Origin of the sequence: Methylobacterium brachiatum, from assembly GCF_020523825.1 — a bacterium.
Taxonomy (GTDB): Bacteria; Pseudomonadota; Alphaproteobacteria; order Rhizobiales; family Beijerinckiaceae; genus Methylobacterium; species Methylobacterium brachiatum.
The window spans coordinates 260,439-280,218 of the sequence record NZ_JAJALK010000003.1; the positions used below are offsets into that span (position 1 = coordinate 260,439).

Annotated in this window: 20 protein-coding genes; 14 read left to right on the top strand and 6 right to left on the bottom strand. The window is 71.4% G+C overall.

Features of this window, described 5'->3' with window-relative positions; translation table 11 throughout:
• Positions 1–3: 3 nt before the first annotated feature.
• Positions 4–801 (top strand): hydroxypyruvate isomerase family protein, encoded by a 798-nt coding sequence (locus LGR69_RS08320; RefSeq protein ID WP_230365748.1) that lies wholly within the window; start codon positions 4–6, stop codon positions 799–801.
• Between the two features lie 12 nt (positions 802–813).
• Here LGR69_RS08320 and LGR69_RS08325 read toward each other — a convergent pair whose 3' ends face one another.
• The 3 genes from LGR69_RS08325 to LGR69_RS08335 form a co-directional block, all read right to left on the bottom strand.
• Entirely contained in the window at positions 814–2,916 is a 2,103-nt protein-coding gene (locus LGR69_RS08325; protein WP_230365749.1) for a TonB-dependent siderophore receptor, read from the bottom strand.
• Between the two features lie 286 nt (positions 2,917–3,202).
• Positions 3,203–4,240 (bottom strand): hydroxyacid dehydrogenase, encoded by a 1,038-nt coding sequence (locus LGR69_RS08330; RefSeq protein ID WP_230365750.1) that lies wholly within the window; start codon positions 4,238–4,240, stop codon positions 3,203–3,205.
• A gap of 4 nt (positions 4,241–4,244) precedes the next feature.
• Entirely contained in the window at positions 4,245–5,450 is a 1,206-nt protein-coding gene (locus tag LGR69_RS08335) for an amino acid aminotransferase (protein ID WP_230365751.1), read from the bottom strand.
• A gap of 230 nt (positions 5,451–5,680) precedes the next feature.
• On the opposite strand from LGR69_RS08335, the gene LGR69_RS08340 reads away from it, so the two are divergent.
• The 3 genes from LGR69_RS08340 to LGR69_RS08350 all read left to right on the top strand — a co-directional run bounded on the left by LGR69_RS08340 (position 5,681) and on the right by LGR69_RS08350 (position 8,273).
• The gene (locus LGR69_RS08340; protein WP_007561166.1) at positions 5,681–6,823 is read left to right on the top strand and encodes a branched-chain amino acid ABC transporter substrate-binding protein; all 1,143 of its coding nucleotides are present in this window, start codon (positions 5,681–5,683) and stop codon (positions 6,821–6,823) included.
• A 212-nt stretch (positions 6,824–7,035) separates the two neighbouring features.
• Complete coding sequence (infA, locus tag LGR69_RS08345; protein ID WP_007561169.1) at positions 7,036–7,311, top strand: translation initiation factor IF-1; 276 nt, start codon at positions 7,036–7,038, stop codon at positions 7,309–7,311.
• The gene (locus LGR69_RS08350) at positions 7,308–8,273 is read left to right on the top strand and encodes a DMT family transporter (protein ID WP_007561171.1); all 966 of its coding nucleotides are present in this window, start codon (positions 7,308–7,310) and stop codon (positions 8,271–8,273) included. Before infA ends, LGR69_RS08350 begins: the two co-directional genes overlap by 4 nt.
• On the opposite strand, the gene LGR69_RS08355 is transcribed toward LGR69_RS08350, so the two are convergent.
• On the bottom strand, positions 8,243–8,548 hold the full coding sequence (locus LGR69_RS08355) for a hypothetical protein (protein ID WP_007561173.1): 306 nt from the start codon (positions 8,546–8,548) through the stop codon (positions 8,243–8,245). The genes LGR69_RS08350 and LGR69_RS08355 overlap by 31 nt on opposite strands.
• Positions 8,549–8,711: 163 nt before the next feature.
• On the opposite strand from LGR69_RS08355, the gene LGR69_RS08360 reads away from it, so the two are divergent.
• Together LGR69_RS08360 and LGR69_RS08365 are read left to right on the top strand one after the other, a co-directional pair.
• Complete coding sequence (locus tag LGR69_RS08360) at positions 8,712–9,317, top strand: sulfite oxidase-like oxidoreductase (protein ID WP_007561175.1); 606 nt, start codon at positions 8,712–8,714, stop codon at positions 9,315–9,317.
• Entirely contained in the window at positions 9,292–10,029 is a 738-nt protein-coding gene (locus LGR69_RS08365; RefSeq protein ID WP_230365752.1) for an FAD-binding oxidoreductase, read from the top strand. Before LGR69_RS08360 ends, LGR69_RS08365 begins: the two co-directional genes overlap by 26 nt.
• Here LGR69_RS08365 and LGR69_RS08370 read toward each other — a convergent pair whose 3' ends face one another.
• The gene (locus tag LGR69_RS08370) at positions 10,030–11,121 is read right to left on the bottom strand and encodes a calcium:cation antiporter (protein ID WP_007561179.1); all 1,092 of its coding nucleotides are present in this window, start codon (positions 11,119–11,121) and stop codon (positions 10,030–10,032) included.
• A gap of 299 nt (positions 11,122–11,420) precedes the next feature.
• Here LGR69_RS08370 and LGR69_RS08375 point away from each other — a divergent pair, with 299 nt between their 5' ends.
• Positions 11,421–13,193, top strand: coding sequence for a DEAD/DEAH box helicase (locus LGR69_RS08375; protein ID WP_007561182.1), 1,773 nt, complete (start codon positions 11,421–11,423; stop codon positions 13,191–13,193).
• A gap of 51 nt (positions 13,194–13,244) precedes the next feature.
• Here the strand turns inward: LGR69_RS08375 and LGR69_RS08380 are convergent, their stop codons facing one another.
• Complete coding sequence (locus LGR69_RS08380; RefSeq protein WP_230365753.1) at positions 13,245–14,132, bottom strand: hypothetical protein; 888 nt, start codon at positions 14,130–14,132, stop codon at positions 13,245–13,247.
• Positions 14,133–14,414: 282 nt separating this feature from the next.
• Between LGR69_RS08380 and LGR69_RS08385 the strand changes: the two genes are divergently transcribed.
• The 7 genes from LGR69_RS08385 (at position 14,415) to LGR69_RS08415 (ending at position 19,780) form a co-directional block, all read left to right on the top strand.
• Positions 14,415–15,890 carry an ATP-binding protein gene (locus tag LGR69_RS08385; RefSeq protein WP_230365754.1) on the top strand — a complete coding sequence of 492 codons (1,476 nt, stop codon included), beginning with the start codon at positions 14,415–14,417 and terminating at the stop codon, positions 15,888–15,890.
• A complete protein-coding gene (locus LGR69_RS08390) occupies positions 15,887–16,561 on the top strand; it encodes a response regulator (RefSeq protein WP_007561188.1) in 675 nt (224 codons plus the stop codon). The genes LGR69_RS08385 and LGR69_RS08390 overlap by 4 nt, the downstream gene beginning before the upstream one ends.
• Before the next feature lie 26 nt (positions 16,562–16,587).
• The gene (locus LGR69_RS08395; protein WP_230365755.1) at positions 16,588–17,274 is read left to right on the top strand and encodes a TenA family protein; all 687 of its coding nucleotides are present in this window, start codon (positions 16,588–16,590) and stop codon (positions 17,272–17,274) included.
• A gap of 16 nt (positions 17,275–17,290) precedes the next feature.
• Entirely contained in the window at positions 17,291–18,073 is a 783-nt protein-coding gene (locus LGR69_RS08400) for a DJ-1/PfpI family protein (RefSeq protein WP_230365756.1), read from the top strand.
• A gap of 108 nt (positions 18,074–18,181) precedes the next feature.
• A complete protein-coding gene (locus tag LGR69_RS08405; RefSeq protein ID WP_007561194.1) occupies positions 18,182–18,643 on the top strand; it encodes a tellurite resistance TerB family protein in 462 nt (153 codons plus the stop codon).
• A 15-nt stretch (positions 18,644–18,658) separates the two neighbouring features.
• Entirely contained in the window at positions 18,659–19,060 is a 402-nt protein-coding gene (locus LGR69_RS08410; protein ID WP_050733820.1) for a CidA/LrgA family protein, read from the top strand.
• Between the two features lie 3 nt (positions 19,061–19,063).
• Positions 19,064–19,780, top strand: a complete 717-nt coding sequence (locus tag LGR69_RS08415) for an LrgB family protein (protein WP_050733821.1) — start codon at positions 19,064–19,066, stop codon at positions 19,778–19,780.

Genomic DNA, 19,780 nt, shown 5'->3' on the forward strand with positions numbered 1-19,780 from the left:
TCCATGAAGCTCGGTGCCTTCTCCGACCGCTTGAGCGGCCATTGCGGCTTCCTGTTCACGGAGCTGCCCTTGTCCGAACGGTTCGCCGCCGCGGCCAAGGCCGGGTTCCGGGCCGTGGAGCATCCGAACCTGTTCGCGACCCCGGCTCGGGAGGTCGCGAGCTGGCTCGCGCGGGCCGGCGTGCCCCTGGTCCAGACCGGCTTTCCGGCCGGCGACGCCTCCAAGGGCGAGAAAGGCTTCGCCGCCCTGCCGGACAAGGTCGCCTATTACCGCTCCACCATCGAGCCGACCCTGGACTATGTGGAGCAGCTCGGCTGCCGGATGGTCCACCCGATGGCTGGAATCCGGCCCGCCGGGGCCGAGCCCGCGCGGCTGTGGGCGACCTATCTCGACAACCTCGCCTTCGCGGCCGATGCCGCCAAGGTCCGCGGCATGACCGTGATCGTCGAGCCGATCGGCCCGGGCTCGATCGCCGATTACGTCATCGACGACCCGCTCAAGGCCGTGGAGGCGATCCGGGCGATCGGCCGGGACAACGTCAAGCTGCTGTTCGACGCCTATCACTGCGTCTGCCTCGGCCACGACCCGGCGGCGCTGATCCGGGCGCACGCGCCGCTGATCGCCCATGTCCAGATCGCCGACAATCCGGGCCGTCACGAGCCCGGCACCGGCACCATCGCGTTCGATCCCATTTTCGAGGTTCTGGAGGCGGTGGGCTATGCCGGCTTCATCGGCTGCGAATACCACCCGGCCGCCGGTACCGAGGCCGGCCTCGGCTGGATGCGGGCGGCCTCGGCGTAGGGGCGGCGGCCCTCAGAACCGTGCCGCGACGCCGCCCATGATGGTGCGCGGCTGGCCCGGGGTGGCGTAGCGGTTCTGGAAGGCGCGGTCGTAGTAGGTCTCGTCGAGCAGGTTGTCGACGTTGAGGTAGACCCGGACATCCGGCGTGATCTGATAATACGAGATCAGGTTCACCACCGTGTAGGCGGGCATCGTGAAGGTTGACAGGGCCGCTCCGGCGGCGCGCTTGCCGACGATTGTGAGCCCGCCCCCGAAGCCGAGCCCCCTCAGGTCGCCGCCCTGGATCTCGTAGACCGCCTGCATGGCGAAGCTGTTGGCCGGAATGTTGGCGAGCCGGGTTCCGACCGGGATCGAATTGTCCCGCGCCACCGCCGCGTCGACATGGGTGTAGGTGCCGATCGCGCGCAGGCCGGGTGCCAATTCGCCCGCCACGGTGAGATCGAACCCGCGGCTCTGCACCACGCCGGCGGCGACGCTGAAGGCGGAATCGACCGGATCCGTGGTCGGGACATTGGTGCGGCGGATGTCGAATACGGCCGCGGTGGCGTTGAGCCGCCCGTCGAGCAGCCCGACCTTCACGCCGGCCTCGTAGCCTTCGCCGCCCTCGAAGGCGAGGGGCTGGCCGCGCCGGTCCACGGCGGTGCTGGGCTTGAACGAGCGCGCGTAGTTTCCGTAGACTGAGACCGCGTCGGACAGGTCGTAGACGAGCCCGAAACGCGGCAGCGCCTGGGTGCCCTGCAGGTTCGTCGTGCGGTTGGTGATGTAGGATGTCGAATCCTGGCCGACATCCTCGACCCGGACCCCGACCAGGGCGTGCAGCTGCGGCGTGATGTCGATCTGGTCCTGGACGTAGCCCGCGAAGCTCTCGGTGTGCTGCAGGAAATTGGTGATGGTCGGCAGGCTGCGCGGCAGGGCCTGGCCGTAGCGCGGCGCCAGCAGGTCGAGCAGGAACGGGTAGGTCGCGGCGTTCGAGCGGTCGAAGCGTTCCCGGTAGCGGTAGCGGTCGTATTCGAGGCCGAGCAGCAGCGTGTGGTGCAGGAAGCCGGTATCGAACTTGCCGGCCAGGTTGACCTGCAGATCGGTGTCGGACCAGTTGAGGTCGCGCCATTCCAGGTTCCGGCGCAGGGTGCGGCCGTCCGGCAGGAAGCCGTTGGCCGCGGCGCCGACGCCCCAGCTCTTCAGGCTCCCGCCCAACACTTGGCCGCCGGCCGTCAGGACCCAGTCCTGATCGAACCGGTGCTCGATCCGCAACTGTCCGAGGGCGTCCTGGACCACGCTCGGCGGCAGGCCGGGCTCCCCGAGGAAGCGGGAGCGCGGCACGTTGCGCAGCCGGCCCTGCAGGGGGACAATGCCGCGGTCGAAGGTCGTGCCGGTGCTGACGAACGCCCCCTCCAGGGTGATCGTGGTATCCGCGCTGGGCTTCCACGCGATGACGGGGGCGACGTGGTAGCGGTCGCCGCTCACATAGTCGCGGAAGCTGCCATTGTCCTCCACCGCGCCGGTGATGCGGGCGAGCACCTGCCCGTTCTCGTCGAGCGCCCCGGTGGCATCGAAGGTGCTGCGCTTGGCGCCGTAGCTGCCGTACTGCGTGCCGATCGCCAGCGAGCGCTCGGCCAGGGGCTGCTTGGTCACGATGTTGAAGGTGCCGCCGGGATCGCCGCGGCCGTACAGGAAGGCCGACGGCCCCTTCAGCACCTCGATTCGCTCGATCGCCACGACATCGGGCGTGTTCGGGTAGCCGCGATTGATCGGGAAGCCGTTGCGATAATATTCGAAGACGGAGAAGCCGCGGATCGTGACTTCGCTCAGGCCGAGGCCGCCGAAATTGTTGGAGCGACCGACGCCGGCCAGATCGAGGGCGGTGTCGATCCGTGTTGCGGCGGCGTCCTCCAGCACCTGCCGGGTCACCGGCACGATTGTCTGCGGGACATCGCGCAGGGGCGTGTCGGTGCGGGTGGCACTGATCGTGGTCGCGGGGGCGTAGCCCTCCGGAGCCCGGGCGCCGCCGCCTTGGCCGGTGACCGAGAGTTCCTCGAGCTGGACCTCGTGATTCGCGTCGACAGCAGGTTCCGCCCAGGCTTCATGCGCGCCCAATAGAGCGGAAATTCCGATCATGATAGCAGAGGCGGCGAGATTTGTTCTCCAATACGGAGAGTTCGTTCCAATATGGGTAAGTTCTGTCGACACGTTCGCAAGCCAAGACACTGCCAGGCCGCCGAGATGGTCGAGGGGGACCCGTCCGGTCAAGCTTGCCGGCCGAGATGCCGGCGGTCGAAAACCTGGAATGACTTTGATCTGGCAGACGAATAGCTTACAACGACTCAAAGCTACCGCACGCCGTCACCGCCCTGTTGCCGTTGAGCAACAAGGCGTTGGGCCGCTGCGCGCGAGTCCGGCTTTGCTACGGGGTGCCGAGCAGCCGCGCCCGGCGCGCCAGCACCGCCGGCCAGACCTCCGGATTGACCAGCCGCGGCGGGGTCTCGCCCCGCAAAAGGCCGATGATCTGCTCGGCGCCCCAGGAGGCCACGTTGCGGCGCGCCTCGTGGGTGACGCCGGCGGTGTGGTAGGTCGCCACCACGGTATCGAGCTGGAGCAGAGGCGAGTCCAGAGGCGGCGGTTCGGGCGCCCAGACGTCCAACCCGGCCCCGGCGAGATGGCCGGAGGCCAGGGCCTCGGCGAGGGCGGCCTCGTCGTGGATGCCGCCGCGCGCCGTGGTGACGAACAGGGCCCCGGGCTTCATGGCCGCGAAGGCTTCGGCGTCGAAGCTGCCCCGGGTCGTGGCGTCGAGCGGGCAATGCAGGGACACGATGTCGGATTCCGCCAGCAGCCGCGCGCGGTCCACCGGCTCGGCGCCGCGCGCTCGGATCTGGTCCGGAGAGAGCAGCGGGTCGTAGGCCAGGACCCGCATGTCGAAGCCCCGGGCGAGCTTGGCGACCTCCCGGCCGGTATGGCCGATGCCGACGAGCCCGAGGGTCGCGCCGCCGATCTCGTGGCCCATCAGCGATTCCCGCGAGAATCCCCGTTCCGTCCGCAGCAGCCGGTCCGAGACGCAGATCTTACGGGAGACAGCGAGCATCAGGCCGATGGCGAGCTCCGCCACCGAGCGGGCATTGCCGCCGACCTGATTGACCACCGCGACGCCGGCGCGCGTGCAGGCGGCCGCGTCCACCGTGTCGAAGCCCGCCCCGCCCGACGAGACCGCCAGCAGGTTCGGGCAGCCGGCGAGGAGGGCGTCGGTGACGTGCCAGCGGCGGGGCAGCTCATCCCTTGCCGGCGAGACGTGGAAGACGTGGGCCTGCGCCAACAGGGCCTCGAGCGTCTCCGCCGGGCCCTGCAGGTCGCCGACCTGCAGGTCGATATCGGGTTCGGCCCTCAGCCGCGCATCGAAAACCGGGTTGATCCAGAGATTGAACCGGCAGACGCGCTTGCGGGCCGCCACCGGGTCAGCCTTTCACGACGGCGTCGATCGCATCGACCACGTGGTCGATGTTGTGGGTGTTGACTGCCGCCACGCAGATCCGGCCGGTCTCCAGGGCGTAGACCTCGTGCTCCTCGCGCAGGCGCGTGGCCTCCGTGGGGGTCAACCCGGTGTAGGAGAACATGCCCTTCTGCGCCTTGATCGCGTCGAAGCCGCGCTCGGGATGGCGCTGCTGCAGGCTGTCGGCCATGCGCACGCGCATGGACCGGATCCGCTCGCGCATCTCGGCGAGCTCCCGCTCCCAATCGGCGCGCAGCTCCGGATCGGTCAGCACCATCTCGACGATGGCCGCGCCGTGGGTCACCGGGTTCGAGTAGCTCGCCCGCACCAGCCGCTTGGCCAGGGCCTCGACCTTGGTCTTCATGGCCGGGTTCTCGGCCACGATCGTCAGGGCGCCGACGCGCTCGCCGTAGAGCGAGAACGACTTCGAGAACGACGAGGCGACGAAGAATTCCTGGCCGGATTCGGCGAACAGCCGCACCGGCGTGGCATCCGCGTCGAGGCCGTCGCCGAAGCCCTGGTAGGCGATGTCGAGGAACGGGATCAGGCCGCGCTCGGCCAGCAGGGGCGCGAGGTCGCTCCACTCGTCGGGCGTCAGGTCGGCGCCGGTCGGGTTGTGGCAGCAGGCGTGCAGCACCACGATCGAGCCCTTCGGCAGGTCCTGGAGGTAGGCGCGCATCGCCGGGTAGTCGACGCCGCCGGTCTCGGCCGAGAAATATGGGTAATCGACGACCGTGAAGCCGGCCTGGGTGAACAGCGCCTTGTGGTTCTCCCAGCTCGGGTTGCTCACCGCCACGGTGGCACCGGGATTGAGCCGGGCGAGCACGTCCGCGCCGGTCTTGAGGGCGCCGGTGCCGCCGATGCTCTGGAGCGTCGCGGTGCGGTTCTGCTTCAGGATCGGGGCGCCCTCGCCGAACAGCAGGGCCTGGACCGCGTCGCGGAACGGCTTGGTGCCCTCGATCGGCCGGTAGGTCTTCGGCAGGCCCTTCTCGATCCAGCGCTTCTCGGCGGTCTGAACGGCGCGCAGACGCGGCACCTTGCCGTCGGCATCCGTGTAGACCCCGACCACGAGGTTGAGCTTTTTGGTGCTCGTATCGGCGTTGAAGGCCTCGAACAGGCGCATGATCGGGTCGAGCGGCGCGTCCTGGATGCCGGCGAACAGCGAGGTCATGATCGTCAATCGTCCCAGAGGGGCTTCGATGCGGCGCGTGCGGGCGGTTCTATTCAAAGTCGCGGGCCGGCCGACGCCCTTATTTCCCACAACGCGCCCGCCCGCCAGCGCTCTTACGCGCGGCAGCATCCCGATCCCTTCAACGATGAACGGGTTCTGAAACCGCGGGGCGTCCGGACCGGGCCCGATGCGCGCTTCCCGCGGCGGCCGCCCGACCTTAACGTGTATCGATGAAGCACGCCCTCGCCCCGATCCTCGCCGGCCTCCTGATGACGGCGCCGGTTGCCGCGCAGGCGCCGGTGCGGATCGGCCTGTCGGCGCCGCTCTCCGGGCCGGATGCCGCCTTCGGGCTGGGGCTGCGGCAGGGTGCCGAGCAGGCGGTGGCCGAGCTCAACCGCGCCGCGGGCGGGCGGCCGCGATTCGCCCTCGTGCCGGCCGACGATGCCGGCGACGCCCGGCAGGCGGTCGCGATCGCGAAGAAATTCGCCGCCGACGGGGTGCGGCTCGTCATCGGGCCGTTCGAATCCATCGCGGTCGCGGCCGCGACGCCGGTCTACGAGGAGGCCGGGGCCCTGCTGGTCACGCCGGGGGCGACCTACACGCCGCTGACCGGCCGCGGCGCGTGGAACCTGTTCCGGCTGGCGCCGAGCGATGCGCAGCAGGGCCGGGCGGCGGGCGCCTATCTCGCCAAGGCGTTTGCCGGACGGCGCATCGCGATCCTCAACGACCGCTCGACCTTCGGACGCGGGCTCGCCGAAGCCGTGTCGGCGCGCCTGAAGGAGGCCGGCATCCCGGAGGTGCTGTTCGACGGCTTTCCGCGCGGGACCCGCGACCTCGCCGATCTCGTCGGCCGTCTGAAGGCGGCCCGGGTCGAGGCGGTGTATTTCGGCGGCCTTGCGCCGGAGGCGGCGACCCTGCTCCGTGCCCTGCGCGAGGCCAATCTCGGTGCCACGCTGGTCGCCAGCGACGGGATCCTCGACCCCGCCTTCGCGGCCGCCGCCGGGCCGGCCGGGGAGGGGACCGTGATGACCCTGCCGCCCGACCCGCCGCGCCTGCCCGAGCCGAAGGGCGGCAAGGCACCGGCGCGCGGGCCCGAGGCCGAGAGCGTGGCGGCGTCGGGCTACGCGGCGGTCGAGCTGCTGGTCCAGACTTTGGAGCGCGCCCGCGCGGCCGATCCGAAGGCCGGCCGGGTCCCGGAGGGCCGCAAGCTCGCCGACGCCCTGCGCAGCGCCCCGCCGCTGCGCACGATTCTCGGCCCGGTGGGGTTCGATTCCCGCGGCGACCGCACCGGCGGCACCGTCGCCCTGCGGATCTGGCGCCGGACCCCGGACGGACGCCTCGATTACGCCGGCAACGAGGTCCCGGGGCCTTGAAGACCGACGAATCATGTCCACGACTCAGGGCGCGGATGAGAGCATGACTTGCAGCGGGATCGTGTGACGACTACATGCGGGCGGCGTCGCTCAGCAGGCGCGGACCGTCCGTCGGATCGGATCCGCGCCCTGCGGCGTTTCCCGAGCTTGATGACAGCCGTAGAAGTTTTGCCGGAACGCCTGCTGCCGGACGGTCCGACTGGAGAAGGTGCATGGCGAAAGAAGAATTGATGCAGTTCGACGGTCTCGTGATCGAGATCCTGCCGGACGCGCGCTACCGCGTGCAGCTCGACCAGGGCCACGAGATCGTGGCCTACACGGCCGGCAAGATGAAGAAGAACCGCATCAAGACGCTGGCGGGCGACCGGGTCACGGTCGAGATGTCGCCCTACGATCTGGAGAAGGGCCGCCTCGTGTTCCGGCACAAGGACGAGCGCTCCGCAGGCCCGCGACCCCAGGTCCGGGGCGGCCAGTTCCGCCGCCGTTGACGTCCGCGCGCGCGACCCGGGTCTCCTCGGTCGCGCCGGCCTATCTGCTTCTCACACTCACGGCCCTGCTCTGGGCCGGAAACGCGGTCAGCAGCCGCTGGGCGCCGGGCCACGTCTCCCCCCAGGTCATCACGACCCTGCGCTGGGCGGTGGCCTGCACGGTGCTGGCGCCGTTCGCGGCCCGCCGGCTCGCCGCCGAATGGCCGCTCCTGCGCCCGCACTGGCTGCGCATCCTGCTGATGGGCGGCCTCGGCTACACCGCCTTCAACTGCCTGTTCTACGCGGCCGGCGTCCATACCGGCGCCGTCAACCTGGCCCTGTTCCAGGGGGCGATCCCCGTCTTGGTGATCGTGCTCAACCGGCTGGCGTACCGGGTGCCGGTGACCCTCGGGCAGATGCTCGGCGTGGTCCTGACCCTGATCGGCGCCGGGATCGCGGCGACCCACGGCGACTGGACGGTCCTGACCCGGCTGGACTTCAACCGCGGCGACGTGCTCGTGTTCGGGGCCTGCCTGCTCTACGCAGGCTACACGATCTTCTTGCCGACGCGCCCGAAAGTCTCGGCCCTGGCCTTCTTCGCCGCCATGGCGATCGCCGCCTTGGTGACCTCGCTGCCGCCGCTCGCCGTCGAATGGGCCACCGGGCACGCGGTCTGGCCGGGGCTGGAGGGCTGGGCGATGGTCGCCTTCGTCGGCCTGGGGCCGTCGCTGCTGGCGCAGCTGTTCTTCATGCGTGGGGTCGAGCTGATCGGCCCGAACCGGGCGGGCCTGTTCGTCAACCTCGTGCCGATCTTCGGCGCGGTCCTCGCCGTCCTGCTGGTCGGCGAGCCGTTCGGGGCGGTTCAGGCCGTCGCCCTGGCTCTCGTGCTTGGGGGGATCGCCTGTGCCGAGCGCCTGAAGCCGGCGCCGGCCGTGGCGACCCCCGAAGCCGCTTATTCGCAGACGCGCACGCGCCGGATGTAGACGTCGCCATAGGGATCGACGGTGCGGCGGCGCTCGAAGTGGCAGACCGGGCCGTAATCCTCTTCCACGTAGACTGGCGGCGGGGCGCGGTAGACCGGGCGACCCGGGTAGTAGCCGTTGTTGGCCGACGACGCGATGGCGCCGCCTACCGCGAGGCCGCCGAGCACGCCGAGGGCAGCCGCGCCGCCTGCGCCGATCCCGTCACGGGCCTGGGCGGCCGGCGCGAGGGTGGCGAGGCTCCCGACGACGAGGCTCGTCGCGAGAAGGTACTTCATGACATTCCCCCTGGTGGGTGCGATTCGGTCAGGCTTAGGCTGCCTACCACATCTCAGCTTTGGGGCGTTTGTTCGGCCGCACATCCCGACTTGACGTGGGGTGTTCCGACGCACCAAACCCGGATCAGACGCACCAAAACAACAACCGACAGCGGAGGCCGGCATGGTGACACGGGGCTTCGTCGGGCGCAGGCAGCCGCCCGAGGCGGGCGCGCGCATCCCGCCCGGCCAATATCTCACCGAGGATTTCCCGATCCTGCAGATCGGCCCCAACCCGACCGTGGATCTCGCCACCTGGCGGTTCACGCTGCGCGAGGGCTCGCGGCCGATCAAGACGTGGAGCTGGGAGGAATTCGAGGCGCTGCCGCGCACGACCTGGCAGGGGGACATCCACTGCGTCACCAAGTGGTCGAAGTTCGACACCGCCTGGGAGGGCGTGAGCTTCGACGACCTGCTGGCCGATGCCGGCATCGCGGCCCCGACCGCCTTCCTGCTGGCTGAATCCTTCGACGACTACACCACCAACGTGCCGGTGGCCGACCTCGTGAACGGCCGGGCCATGGTGGCGACCCGCTATGCCGGCCAGCCGATCCACCCGGATCATGGCGGCCCGGCGCGGCTCCTCGTGCCGCACCTCTACTTCTGGAAGAGCGCCAAATGGGTGAAGGGCCTCCGCTTCACCCAGACCGACACCGCCGGCTTCTGGGAGCTGCGCGGCTACCACATGTACGGGGATCCCTGGCGTGAGCAGCGCTACACCGGTGACTGAGCCGATCGTCTTCCGCTGGCATCAGGCCGAGATCACCGCGATCGCGCCCGTCACCCCGCAGGTGAAGAGCTTTCGTCTGCGCTGCGAGCTCGCCCAGGCCTACCGGGCCGGCCAGCACGTCGACGTCCGGCTGACCGCTGAGGATGGCTACCAGGCCCAGCGCAGCTACTCGATCGCCTCGGCGCCCGACGGCAGCGGCACCCTGGAGCTGATGGTCGAGGCGCTGCCCGACGGCGAGGTCTCGGGCTGGTTCTCGCAGGCCGCCGAGGTCGGCGACCGGGTCGAGCTGCGCGGGCCGATCGGCGGCTCGTTCTCCTGGGACGGTCCCGATGGCGGCCCGCTGCTGCTGGGGGCCGGCGGCTCCGGCGTGGTGCCGCTGCTGGCGATGCTGCGCCGGCGCGCCCTGGTCGCGCCGCAGATCCCGGCGGCCCTGATCTACTCCGCCCGCACCCGCGAGGAGGCGATCGCGCTCCCCGAGCTGGAGCGCCTCGCCGGCGACGGCACCGGATTCTCCCTGCACCTCACCACCACGCGGGATGCCGGCGGCCGGCGGATCGACGCCGCCCTGGTGGCCGGTGCCCTGGCGCGGGTCGGACGGCCGGGAAAGGTCTTCCTCTGCGGCTCGAACCGTTTCGTCGGGGCCGCCTCGGACCTGATCCTGGAAGCGGGCGTCCCGGCGGGGGTGATCCGCACCGAGCGGTTCGGCAGCTGATCAGGGGCTGAAGATCAGCACGAGGTAGACGAAGAACACCACGAGGTGCACCGCGCCCTCCAGCACCGTGGTGCGCAGGCCCGAGAAAGTCTGGGTGCTGAGGATCAGCGTCACCGCGAGCAGCGTCATCTCGGTGGGCTTGAGGCCGAGCACCACGGTCTGCCCGGTGAGCAGGCCGATCGTGAGGATCGCCGGCACGGTGAGACCCACCGTCGAGGTCGCCGCGCCCAGGCACAGGTTGATCGCCCGCTGCAGCTCGTTGCGGGCGATGGCCCGCAGGGCCGAGATCGCCTCCGGGGTGAACACGATCGCGGCGATCAGCACGCCGCCGAGCGCCGAGGGCGCGCCCAGCGCCGCGATGCCGTGGTCGAGGATCACCGCGAGGCTCTTGGCCAGCAGGACGATCGGCACGACGTTGGCGAGCAGCAGGACCACGTGCTTGCCGATGGCGCTGGCCGAGCGCGCCCCCGCGGCGGCCTCCGCTTCCGCCGCCTCCTCGGCATCCTGGAAGAAATCGCTGTGCCGGCTGGTCTGGATCAGCAGGAACACGCCGTAGAGCGCCAGGGTGAAGACCGAGAAGGCCACCGCCTGAAGGGTCGTCAGCGTCCCGTCGGCGGTGGAGCTGGTGAAGTTCGGGATGATCAGCGCGATGGTGGTCAGCGGAATGATCACCGACAGGAAGGCCGAGGCCCCCTGCAGGTTGTAGCTCTGCTGGTGGTGGCGCAGGCCGCCCATCAGCAGCCCGAGGCCGACCACGCCGTTCAGGACGATCATCAGCACCGCGAACATCGTGTCGCGGCCCAGCGTCGGCGCTTCCTTGGCCGAGAGCATCACGGCGGAGATCAGCGCCACCTCGATGATCACGATCGACAGGGTGAGGACCAGGGTGCCGAGCGGTTCGCCCAGCCGGTGCGCCAGGTCCTCCGCCTCGTGCACGACCCCGAAGGCCGACCAGACGATCACGGCCAGAAGCCAGGCGAACAGCCCACCCGCGAACCAGGGCTGCGCCAGGTCGCCGAGCCAGCCCTTTCCGAACCACGCGAAGGCGAGAACCGTCGCCCACGCCACTACCAGCCGCAGGGCTCCCGTCATGGTCTTGGTCGTCTCCGCTCGGATCGCCTTGATGCAGCACTGCGTAAGGTCAGGCCGTGTCTTAGGTCAGACGAGCGGCAAGGCCAGGGTTGGCGGAGCGCGACCGGCATTTTGACGTGGACGGCGACCGCTCGCCCGCAGGACCGAGCCCGCGCAACCGGCCCATGCCGTGGCGGGAGTGGTCAGCGGGCCCGGTTGGCGCTACCATCTAGGAACCCGAATAAAGTCCGGTGCCTGATTCCTCCGCCGCGCGATGGCGCGCTGCCGGGCGCGGCGCGGCCGTTGAGAGTTTCCGTCACTTGCCCTTCCCGACCCTGCCCGCCCCCCTCGCGCGGGCCCTGTCCGAGCGCGGCTACGCCGATCCCACCCCGGTCCAGGCCGCGGTGCTGGAGGCGGCTGCCGGCGCCCGCGACCTCCTGGTCTCAGCCCAGACCGGCTCCGGCAAGACCGTGGCTTACGGCCTGGCCATGGCCAACATGCTCATCGGCCCGGAGGCTGGCGAGGCCGAGATGCTGCCGCCCCCCGGCGCGCCGCTCGCCCTGGTGATCGCCCCGACCCGCGAGCTGGCCCTCCAGGTCCAGCGCGAGCTGCTGTGGCTCTACGCTCCGGCCGGCGGCCGGGTCACCGCCTGCGTCGGCGGCATGGATCCCCGCCGCGAGGCCCGGATGATGGCCGACGGCACCCATATCGTGGTCGGCACCCCGGGCCGCCTGCGCGACCATCTCGAGCGCCGCAACCTCGATCCGACCAACCTGCGGGCCGTCGTCCTCGATGAGGCCGACGAGATGCTCGATCTCGGCTTCCGCGAGGACATCGAGTTCATCCTCTCGGCCACCCCGCCGGAGCGGGCGACCTACCTGTTCTCCGCGACCCTGCCCAAGGCGATCGAGGCCCTGGCCGAGCGCTACCAGCGCAACGCCCTGCGGCTGGCGATCAAGGGCGAGAGCAAGGGCCACGCCGACATCGCCTATCGGGCGGTGCGGATCATGCCCCGGGAGACCGAGCACGTGGTGCTCAACCTCCTGCGCGAGGCCGATGCCCCGACCGCGATCGTCTTCTGCAACACCCGCAACGCCGTGCGCCATCTTCAGGCGAGCCTGACCGAGCGCGGCTTCTCGGTGGTGGCGCTCTCGGGCGAGCTCGGCCAGGGCGAGCGCAACGCCGCCCTCCAGGCGCTCCGGGACGGCCGGGCCCGGGTCTGCGTCGCCACGGACGTCGCTGCCCGCGGCATCGACCTCCCGTCGCTCAGCCTCGTGATCCACGCCGACCTGCCGCACGATGCCGAGGTGCTCCAGCACCGCAGCGGACGCACCGGCCGCGCCGGTCGCAAGGGCACCTCGGTGCTCCTGATCCCGAATTCTAGGCGGCGGCGCGCCGAGCAGATGTTCGCCATCGCCAAGGTCAGCCCGGAGTGGTCGGGTCCGCCCTCGGCCGACGACATCCGGAAGCTCGACGGCGAGCGCATGCTCTCCGACCCGCTCTTCTCCGAGCCGCCGGCCGAAGAGGATGTCGCGCTCGCCGGGACCCTGCTCGCCAGCAAGACCCCGGAAGAGCTCGCCGCCCTGCTGGCCCGGGTCTACCGCACCCGCCTGCCGGCCCCGGAAGAGGTCAGCGATCCGGGCGAGGGCCGTGCCCCCCGCGGCGTCAGCGAGCGCCCGCCCTACGACCCGATGAATCCCGAGCAGATCGCCGCCCTCGGGCCGGCGGTGTGGTTCCGGCTCAACCTCGGCCGGCGCGACAACGCCGATCCGCGCCGCCTGCTGCCGATGCTCACCCGCCGGGGCGGCATCGGCCGCCAGGAGATCGGCGCGATCCGGATCTTCGACCGGGAGACCAAGTTTGAGATCCGCGGCAACGCCGCCGCGCGCTTCGCCGAGGCCTTCGCCCGCAACGGCTCGCCGGAGATCCAGGTCGAGGCGCTGGCGGGGGACGCGGCCCCGGCCGAGCGCAAGAGCGCTCCGGGCGGCCCGAAGGGGTTTGCCAGCCCGCGCGCCGGCAAGCATCAGCGCCACGCCGAGCGGTCCGGTCCCCGGTCCGAGTCCAAGCCGGGCCGGAATACCGGCCGCAGCTGATCCTATTCGGATCGACCTGCGGAGGCGCTGACGCCCCCGCAGGCGGAGGTCTCAGAAAACTTTCTTGACCGCGTCGCCGAGCGCGTCGACGCTTTCCCGCAGCTTCCGGCCGGCGGGCGCCAGCGACGGCAGCTTGATGCCGAGCACCTCGGTCTCCTCGTCGGCGGTCTCGGCCTGCGCGACCGTCGCGGGTGCGGCGCCGGGTTTCACGCCGGGCTTGGCGGCGTCCGCGGCCTTTGCGGCGGCGGGCGGCTTGTGCGCAGCGACTGCCTTGCGGGCGGGTTTCTCCGGCGGGGCTGCGGCCGGAGTCGCGGCAACCGGCTTGGCCGCGGGCGCGACCGGGGGCACGGCGACGTCGCGCGCCTTGACGGTCTCGGAGGCGCGCGGGGGCTGGAGCGCGGCGGTCCGCGCCGGCGGCAGCGGCACCACCATCTGACGGGCGGCGATCGGCGTCACCGGGGTCGGGGTGGGGATACGCTTGGTCGGCGCCTCGGGCACGGCCACGCTCTTGGCCGGCGGCGCTGCGGCGATGGGCGCGGCAACGGGCGTGATCTTGGCGGGGGGCGGGGCGACCGGGCTCGCGGGGGCGGGCGTGACTGCCGGCGCAAGAGCTTCCGGCAGCGCCGCCATGCGCAGGGCCGGCTTCTCAGGTTCCGCGGGCTTCGCCGCGACGGGGGGCGCCGGCGCGATCCCGGCCACGGCCGGCAGGCCGTCCTTCAATTCGGGCCAGTCCGCGGCCCGGCCCATCGGGGCGTGCTTGATCGGCGTAGGGGCGGCAAGCCCGGCCATCAGGGTCGAGGCGGCGACGCCGAAGCCTGCGATAGCGCTCGCGCCGACCAGCCCGGCGAGGATGAGCTTCAGGCCGGGCTTGCGACCGGGGCGTGGCTCCGGCGACCGATGCGGTCTTCTGTCGGACGGGTCCAGGGCGAGATCGTTCATGATCCGGGGTCTCTGACACGATGCACGACACGCGCGACCGGGCCCCCCATGACCGGCCGCCGCTCTCCATCACGTTGGAGATGGGTCGACTCTGTCGTCGATAGAGAAACCGCAATACGGCGCAAAGATGTCGCCGCCCATTGCAGGCCCGGCCAGTCGAGGCTCGGCTATCCACAAGATAAAGCGGAGCCGCTTAAGAATCCGTATTCGGTTCCGCCCTGCTGGCGTGCCCGGGAAGGGGCGGCGGATCGGCCTTCCCGATGCCGGGCGGGACGGGGCGGCATGGACTTCGCCGGAGCGCTCGCTATGCGTCTGCCGGTGGATACAAGATCAACCGTGATTTCGACGCCCGACACCGCGCCTGCAAGCCGCCGGGCCGGCTTCCGGCCCTGGGCCGATTGGTCGACCCGCGCGCGCCTCGTCGCCGTGGTGCTGCTCATCGATGCCTTGGCGGCGCTGATCTCCTGCGGGGTGATCGTGCTGAACGCCCGCAACGCGGTGCGCGTGGAGACCCGCGCCTCGCTGGCCACGGTCGAGTCCCTGGTCGCCGACACGATTCGCCTGTCCGACGCGGCCTCGCCCGACACGCTGCTGCAGACGCTGGACCTGCGCTTCAAGACCCTGCGCCACGTCCGCGTCGCGGTGCTCGACGCGGATGGCGATCAGGTCGGCAGCCCGATGCCGCCGCACCGGTCCGAGCGCGAGGCGCCCCGCTGGTTCGCCGAGCTGATCATGCCGCCGATCGAGCGCCATACGCTGCCGATCGTCGTCAACGGCCAGAGGCTGGGCACCGCGCAGATCACCACCCAGCCGATGGACGAGATCGACGAGATCTGGGGCTACGCGAGGGCGCTCTCGATCACCACCCTGGCGATCAACGCAGGGATGCTGATCGCGCTCTACCTGGCGCTGGGCCGAATCCTGGCGCCGCTGCAGCGGCTCGGCGACGGCCTGACCCAGCTGGAACATCACGATTACACCGCGCGTCTTGAGACCCCGGGCGCCCGCGAGCTGGCGGTGATCGCCGAGCGGTTCAACAAGGTCGCCGAGGCCCTGAGCGAGGTCCGCGCCGCCAACGGGCGCCTCAACCGCCAATTGCTCACCGCCCAGGACGACGAGCGCCGTCGCACCGCGCTCGAGCTGCACGACGAGTTCGGCCCCTGCCTGTTCGCCCTGGAGGCCAACGCGGCCTCGATCGCCCGGATCGCCTCCGGCCCGGCCGAGCCCGACCGCGAAAAGCTCGCCGCCCGGGCGGCCGAGATCAGCGCCATCGTCGGGCAGGTCCAGACCGTCAACCGGGAATTGCTGAACCGCCTGCGCCCGCACGGGCTCGGGCAGGCGCCGCTGGCCACCTGTCTCGACCTCCTGCTGCGCGGCTTCGGCCAGCGGCATCCCGGCACGACCTTCGTGGGGACGTTCGACGGCTTGGCGCGCGGCTACGGCGACCTGGTGGATCTCACGGTGTTCCGCTGCGTGCAGGAGAGCGCGACCAACGCGGTCCGCCACGGTGGCGCCACCCGGGTCGAGGCCGAAGCCACCGAGGTCGAGGGCCAGCTGCGCGTCACGATCCGCGACGACGGCAGCGGAATCCCGGCCGAACACCGCACCGGGCTCGGTCTTTCGGGGATGCGCGAGCGTGTCGAGGCCTTGGATGGTACCTTCGGCCTTGACAATGACGGCCCCGGAGCAATCGTCCGGATCATGATCCCCGTTCCGCCCGAGCGGGTCGACGAGAACAACAACGCGCCGAGCGCATGAACGCCATCGCCTCCCAGATCGACGCCGCCGCGACACGCTTGCCGGTCCTCGTGATCGACGATCACCCGATCGTTCTCCAGGGCTGTCGACGGGTCCTCGAGGATTCCGGGGTCGAGACCATCGCGGAGGCGACCACGGTGGTCGGCGGCTACCGGATCTTCCACCGGTTGCGGCCACCGGTGGTGATCTGCGACCTGACCTTCCAGGGCAGCGGCATGGCCGGGCTCGGCCTGATCCGCCGCATCCGGGCGGTCGCCCCGGAGACGCGGATCCTGGTCTTCAGCATGCACAACGACCCGGTGATCGTCGCGCGGGCGCTGGAGGCCGGGGCGCTCGGCTACGTGCTGAAGGACCACGCCTCGGCCGAGCTGTTCGAGGCGTTCGGCAAGGTCCGGGTCGGCGAGGTCTATCTCGACCGCCGGCTCGCCACCGAGGTCGCGATGCTGCGCGCCGACGCCCGCCGCACCCCGGAATCCCAGCTCACTCCCCGCGAGCAGCAGATCCTGGCGCGGCTGGCCCAGGGCCGTTCCTACGGCGCCATCGCGGCCGACCTGTCGGTGAGCTACAAGACCGTGACCAATGCCTGCTCGCAGATGCGCCAGAAGCTCGGCGTGCGGACTCTTGCGGAGTTGATCCACGTCGCCGTCACGCACGCGCAGCGGCAGGGATAGCGTCCGCGACCGAGGAGGAGGTGCCTTTGACCGACGGTGACGGTGGCCCGAATGCCTTCTCTCAGGCGGCGTGGGCGCGCAACGCGGCGGCCTACGAGACGATCCGGACGATGCCGTTCAACGCGGAGCTCGCCGCCGGCACGCTGCCGCAGGCCACGTTCCGCCACTACATCGTCCAGGACGCGCATTACCTGATCGGCTTCGGCCGGGCGTTGAGCCTCGCGGCCGCGAAGGCCCCGGACCCGGACGGGATCGTCCAGTTCTCCCGCGCCGCGCAGGACGCCATCGTGGTCGAGCGCGCGCTGCATGGCGGCTTCTTCCGCGATTACGGGATCGGCCCGGGGGCGTTCGCGGGCACGCCGCTGACCCCGGCCTGCCACCACTACATTTCCTACCTGGTCGCCACCGCCTATGCCGAGCCGTTCGAGGTCCTGTGCGCGGCCCTGCTGCCGTGCTTCTGGATCTACAAGGCGGTGGGCGACGACATCTTCGCCCGCGCCACGCCGGACAACCAATATCGCGCCTGGATCGACACCTATGCCGGCGAGGATTTCGCCGATGCCGTGGCGGGCATGATCGCCGCCACCGACCGTGCGGCGGCATCGGCCTCGCCGGCCCTGCAGGCGCGGATGCACGACGCGTTCACGCAGGCGACGCGGCTCGAATGGCTCTTCTGGGACAGCGCCTACCGGGACGCGTCTTGGCCGCTGTGACGCGCCCGGCCCGGGCGTGACGTCGCCGGACCTCAGCCGCCGGGCCATGGTCGCGGCCGCCGCGGCCGCCGCCGCGTTCGGGCCGGTCTGCTCCGAGGCCGCCGACGCGCCGGGTCCGATCCCGCAGGACCGTCCGGTCCGGATCGCCATGGTGCTGTATGCGGGCATGACCGCTCTCGACCTGGTCGGCCCGCAGGCGCTGCTCGCCGGCCTCGCCCCCGGCAGCCTGTATTGCGTGGCGCAAGCCGAAGGCCCCGTCGCGAGCGACACGGGCCTGAGCCTCGTGGCAACGCATACCTTCGCGGCCTGCCCGCCCGATCTCGACGTCCTCTTCGTCCCCGGCGGCGACGGCACGCCCGACCAGATGCGCGACGCTGCGCTGTTGGCTTTCCTGCGCGCGCGTGCGCCGCGCACCGCCTGGGTGACGAGCGTCTGCACCGGATCGCTGATCCTCGGGGCGGCCGGCCTGCTGAACGGCTACCGCGCCACTTCGCACTGGTGCGTGCGCGACGCCGTCCTGCCGCTGCTCGGTGCCGTGCCGGTGGCCGAGCGCGTGGTGTTCGACCGCAACCGCGCCACCGGCGCCGGCATCTCGGCCGGGCTCGACCTCGCCTTGGCGCTCGCCGCTCGCCTGCGCGGCCCCGACTACGCCCGCACCGCGCAACTCGTCGCGGAATACGCCCCGGAGCCGCCGTTCCGGGCCGGGACCCCCGCGCAGGCCGGGCCGGCGATCCTGCGCGCGGCGGACGCGATCCTGGCGCCGCTCGTGGCGGGGGCGACCGAGGCGGCTCGGGGGTGAGACCGCCAAAACGATGCAGCCGTGCCACGCTGGCCGCCGACGTGATCCGGCATCCTTGACGGCGTGTCCCACGAACCGAACTGTGCGTCAGGAACCACCGGAGCCGACATGTCCCTGATCGCACGCCTGCGCGCCTACGCGACCGAGGCCCTCGGCGTCGGCGCCACCGAGCCGGTGGACGACACCCATCTCGCCGCGACCGCGCTCCTCGTGCACGTCGCCCGGGTCGACGGCATCCTGGCCCCCGCCGAGAGCGAGCGCCTGTCCCGGCTGGTGCAGGGCCACTATGCCGAGGGGCCGGACGCCGCCCGGGCGCTGATCGCGCGCGCCACCGCGGTCGATGCCGAGACCCGCGACCTGGCGAGCCTGGTCGAGATGATCCCGCACGAGGCCAACAAGGCCGAGCGCCAGGACCTCCTGACCATGGCCTGGTCGGTCGCCGCCGCCGACGGGACCGTCGACGAGTTCGAGGAGGCGCTGGTCGAGCGCCTCGGCCGGCTGCTGGGCTTCGACGAGGCGGCGATCGCCGCGTCCCGTCGAACCGGGCAGCGGGGCGTCGGCGCCGTCTAGCGGCCCGGTCGGACGATGATCGCGAGCCTGGCGCTGATCCTGCTCGCCCAGCTCCTGGGCGAGATCCTGGCCCGGGGCGCCGGCGTTCCGGTCCCGGGGCCGGTGATCGGCATGGGGCTGATGTTCGGCTTCCTGCTCCTGCGCGACAGCCGCCTCGGCCTGCCGCGCATCCTGCCGAAGCCCCTCACCGACGGCACCCTCGAGACCACGGCCCGGGGGCTCCTGATGAACCTGTCGCTGATGTTCGTCCCCGCCGGCGTCGGCGTCGTCGGCCGCCTCGACCTGCTCCGGGCGCAAGGGCTCAAGCTCGCCATCGTGCTCGTGGTCTCCACCGCCCTGTCCCTGCTGGTGACCGTGCTGGTGTTCCGCGCGGTCGCGTCCCGGGTCGAGCGGCGCCGGCCCGACGGGGAGGCCTGAGCGGTGCACGGCGATTTCTCGCTCTGGGTCTATCTCGCCGGCACGCCGCTGCTGTGGCTGACCGTGACCCTGACCTCCTACGTCCTGGCCGACCGGATCGCGGCCGCCACCGGCCGGCACCCGATCGCCAACCCGGTGCTGATCACCGTGATCCTGGTCGGCACCGTCCTCGCGGTGACGGGCACGCCCTATCCGACCTATTTCGAGGGCGCGCAGTTCGTCCACTTCCTGCTCGGGCCGGCCACCGTGGTGCTGGCCATGCCCCTCTACGAGCGCCGGGCCACGGTCCTGCGCGCCCTGGTTCCGATGCTGGCCGCGCTCCTGGCCGGCGCGGCCACGACGCTGGCCGTGGTCATCGCGCTGGCGCGGCTCCTCGACATCCCGCAGCCAATCCTGATCTCGCTGGCGCCGAAATCCGTGACCTCGGGGGTGGCCATGGGCATCGCCGAGGCGCTGGGCGGCGACCCGACGCTCACCGCGATCCTGGTGATCCTCACCGGCATCATCGGGGCGATCCTGGTGACGCCGCTGATGAACCTCCTGCGGATCCGCGACATGCGCGCCCGGGGCTTCGCGGCCGGGCTCGCCGCCCACGGCATCGGCACGGCCCGGGCCTTCCAGGTGAGCGAGACCGCCGGCACCTTCGCGGGGATCGCCATGGGGCTCAACGCCTTCCTGACCGCGATCCTCGCGCCCCTGGCGCTGCACCTGCTGTTCTGA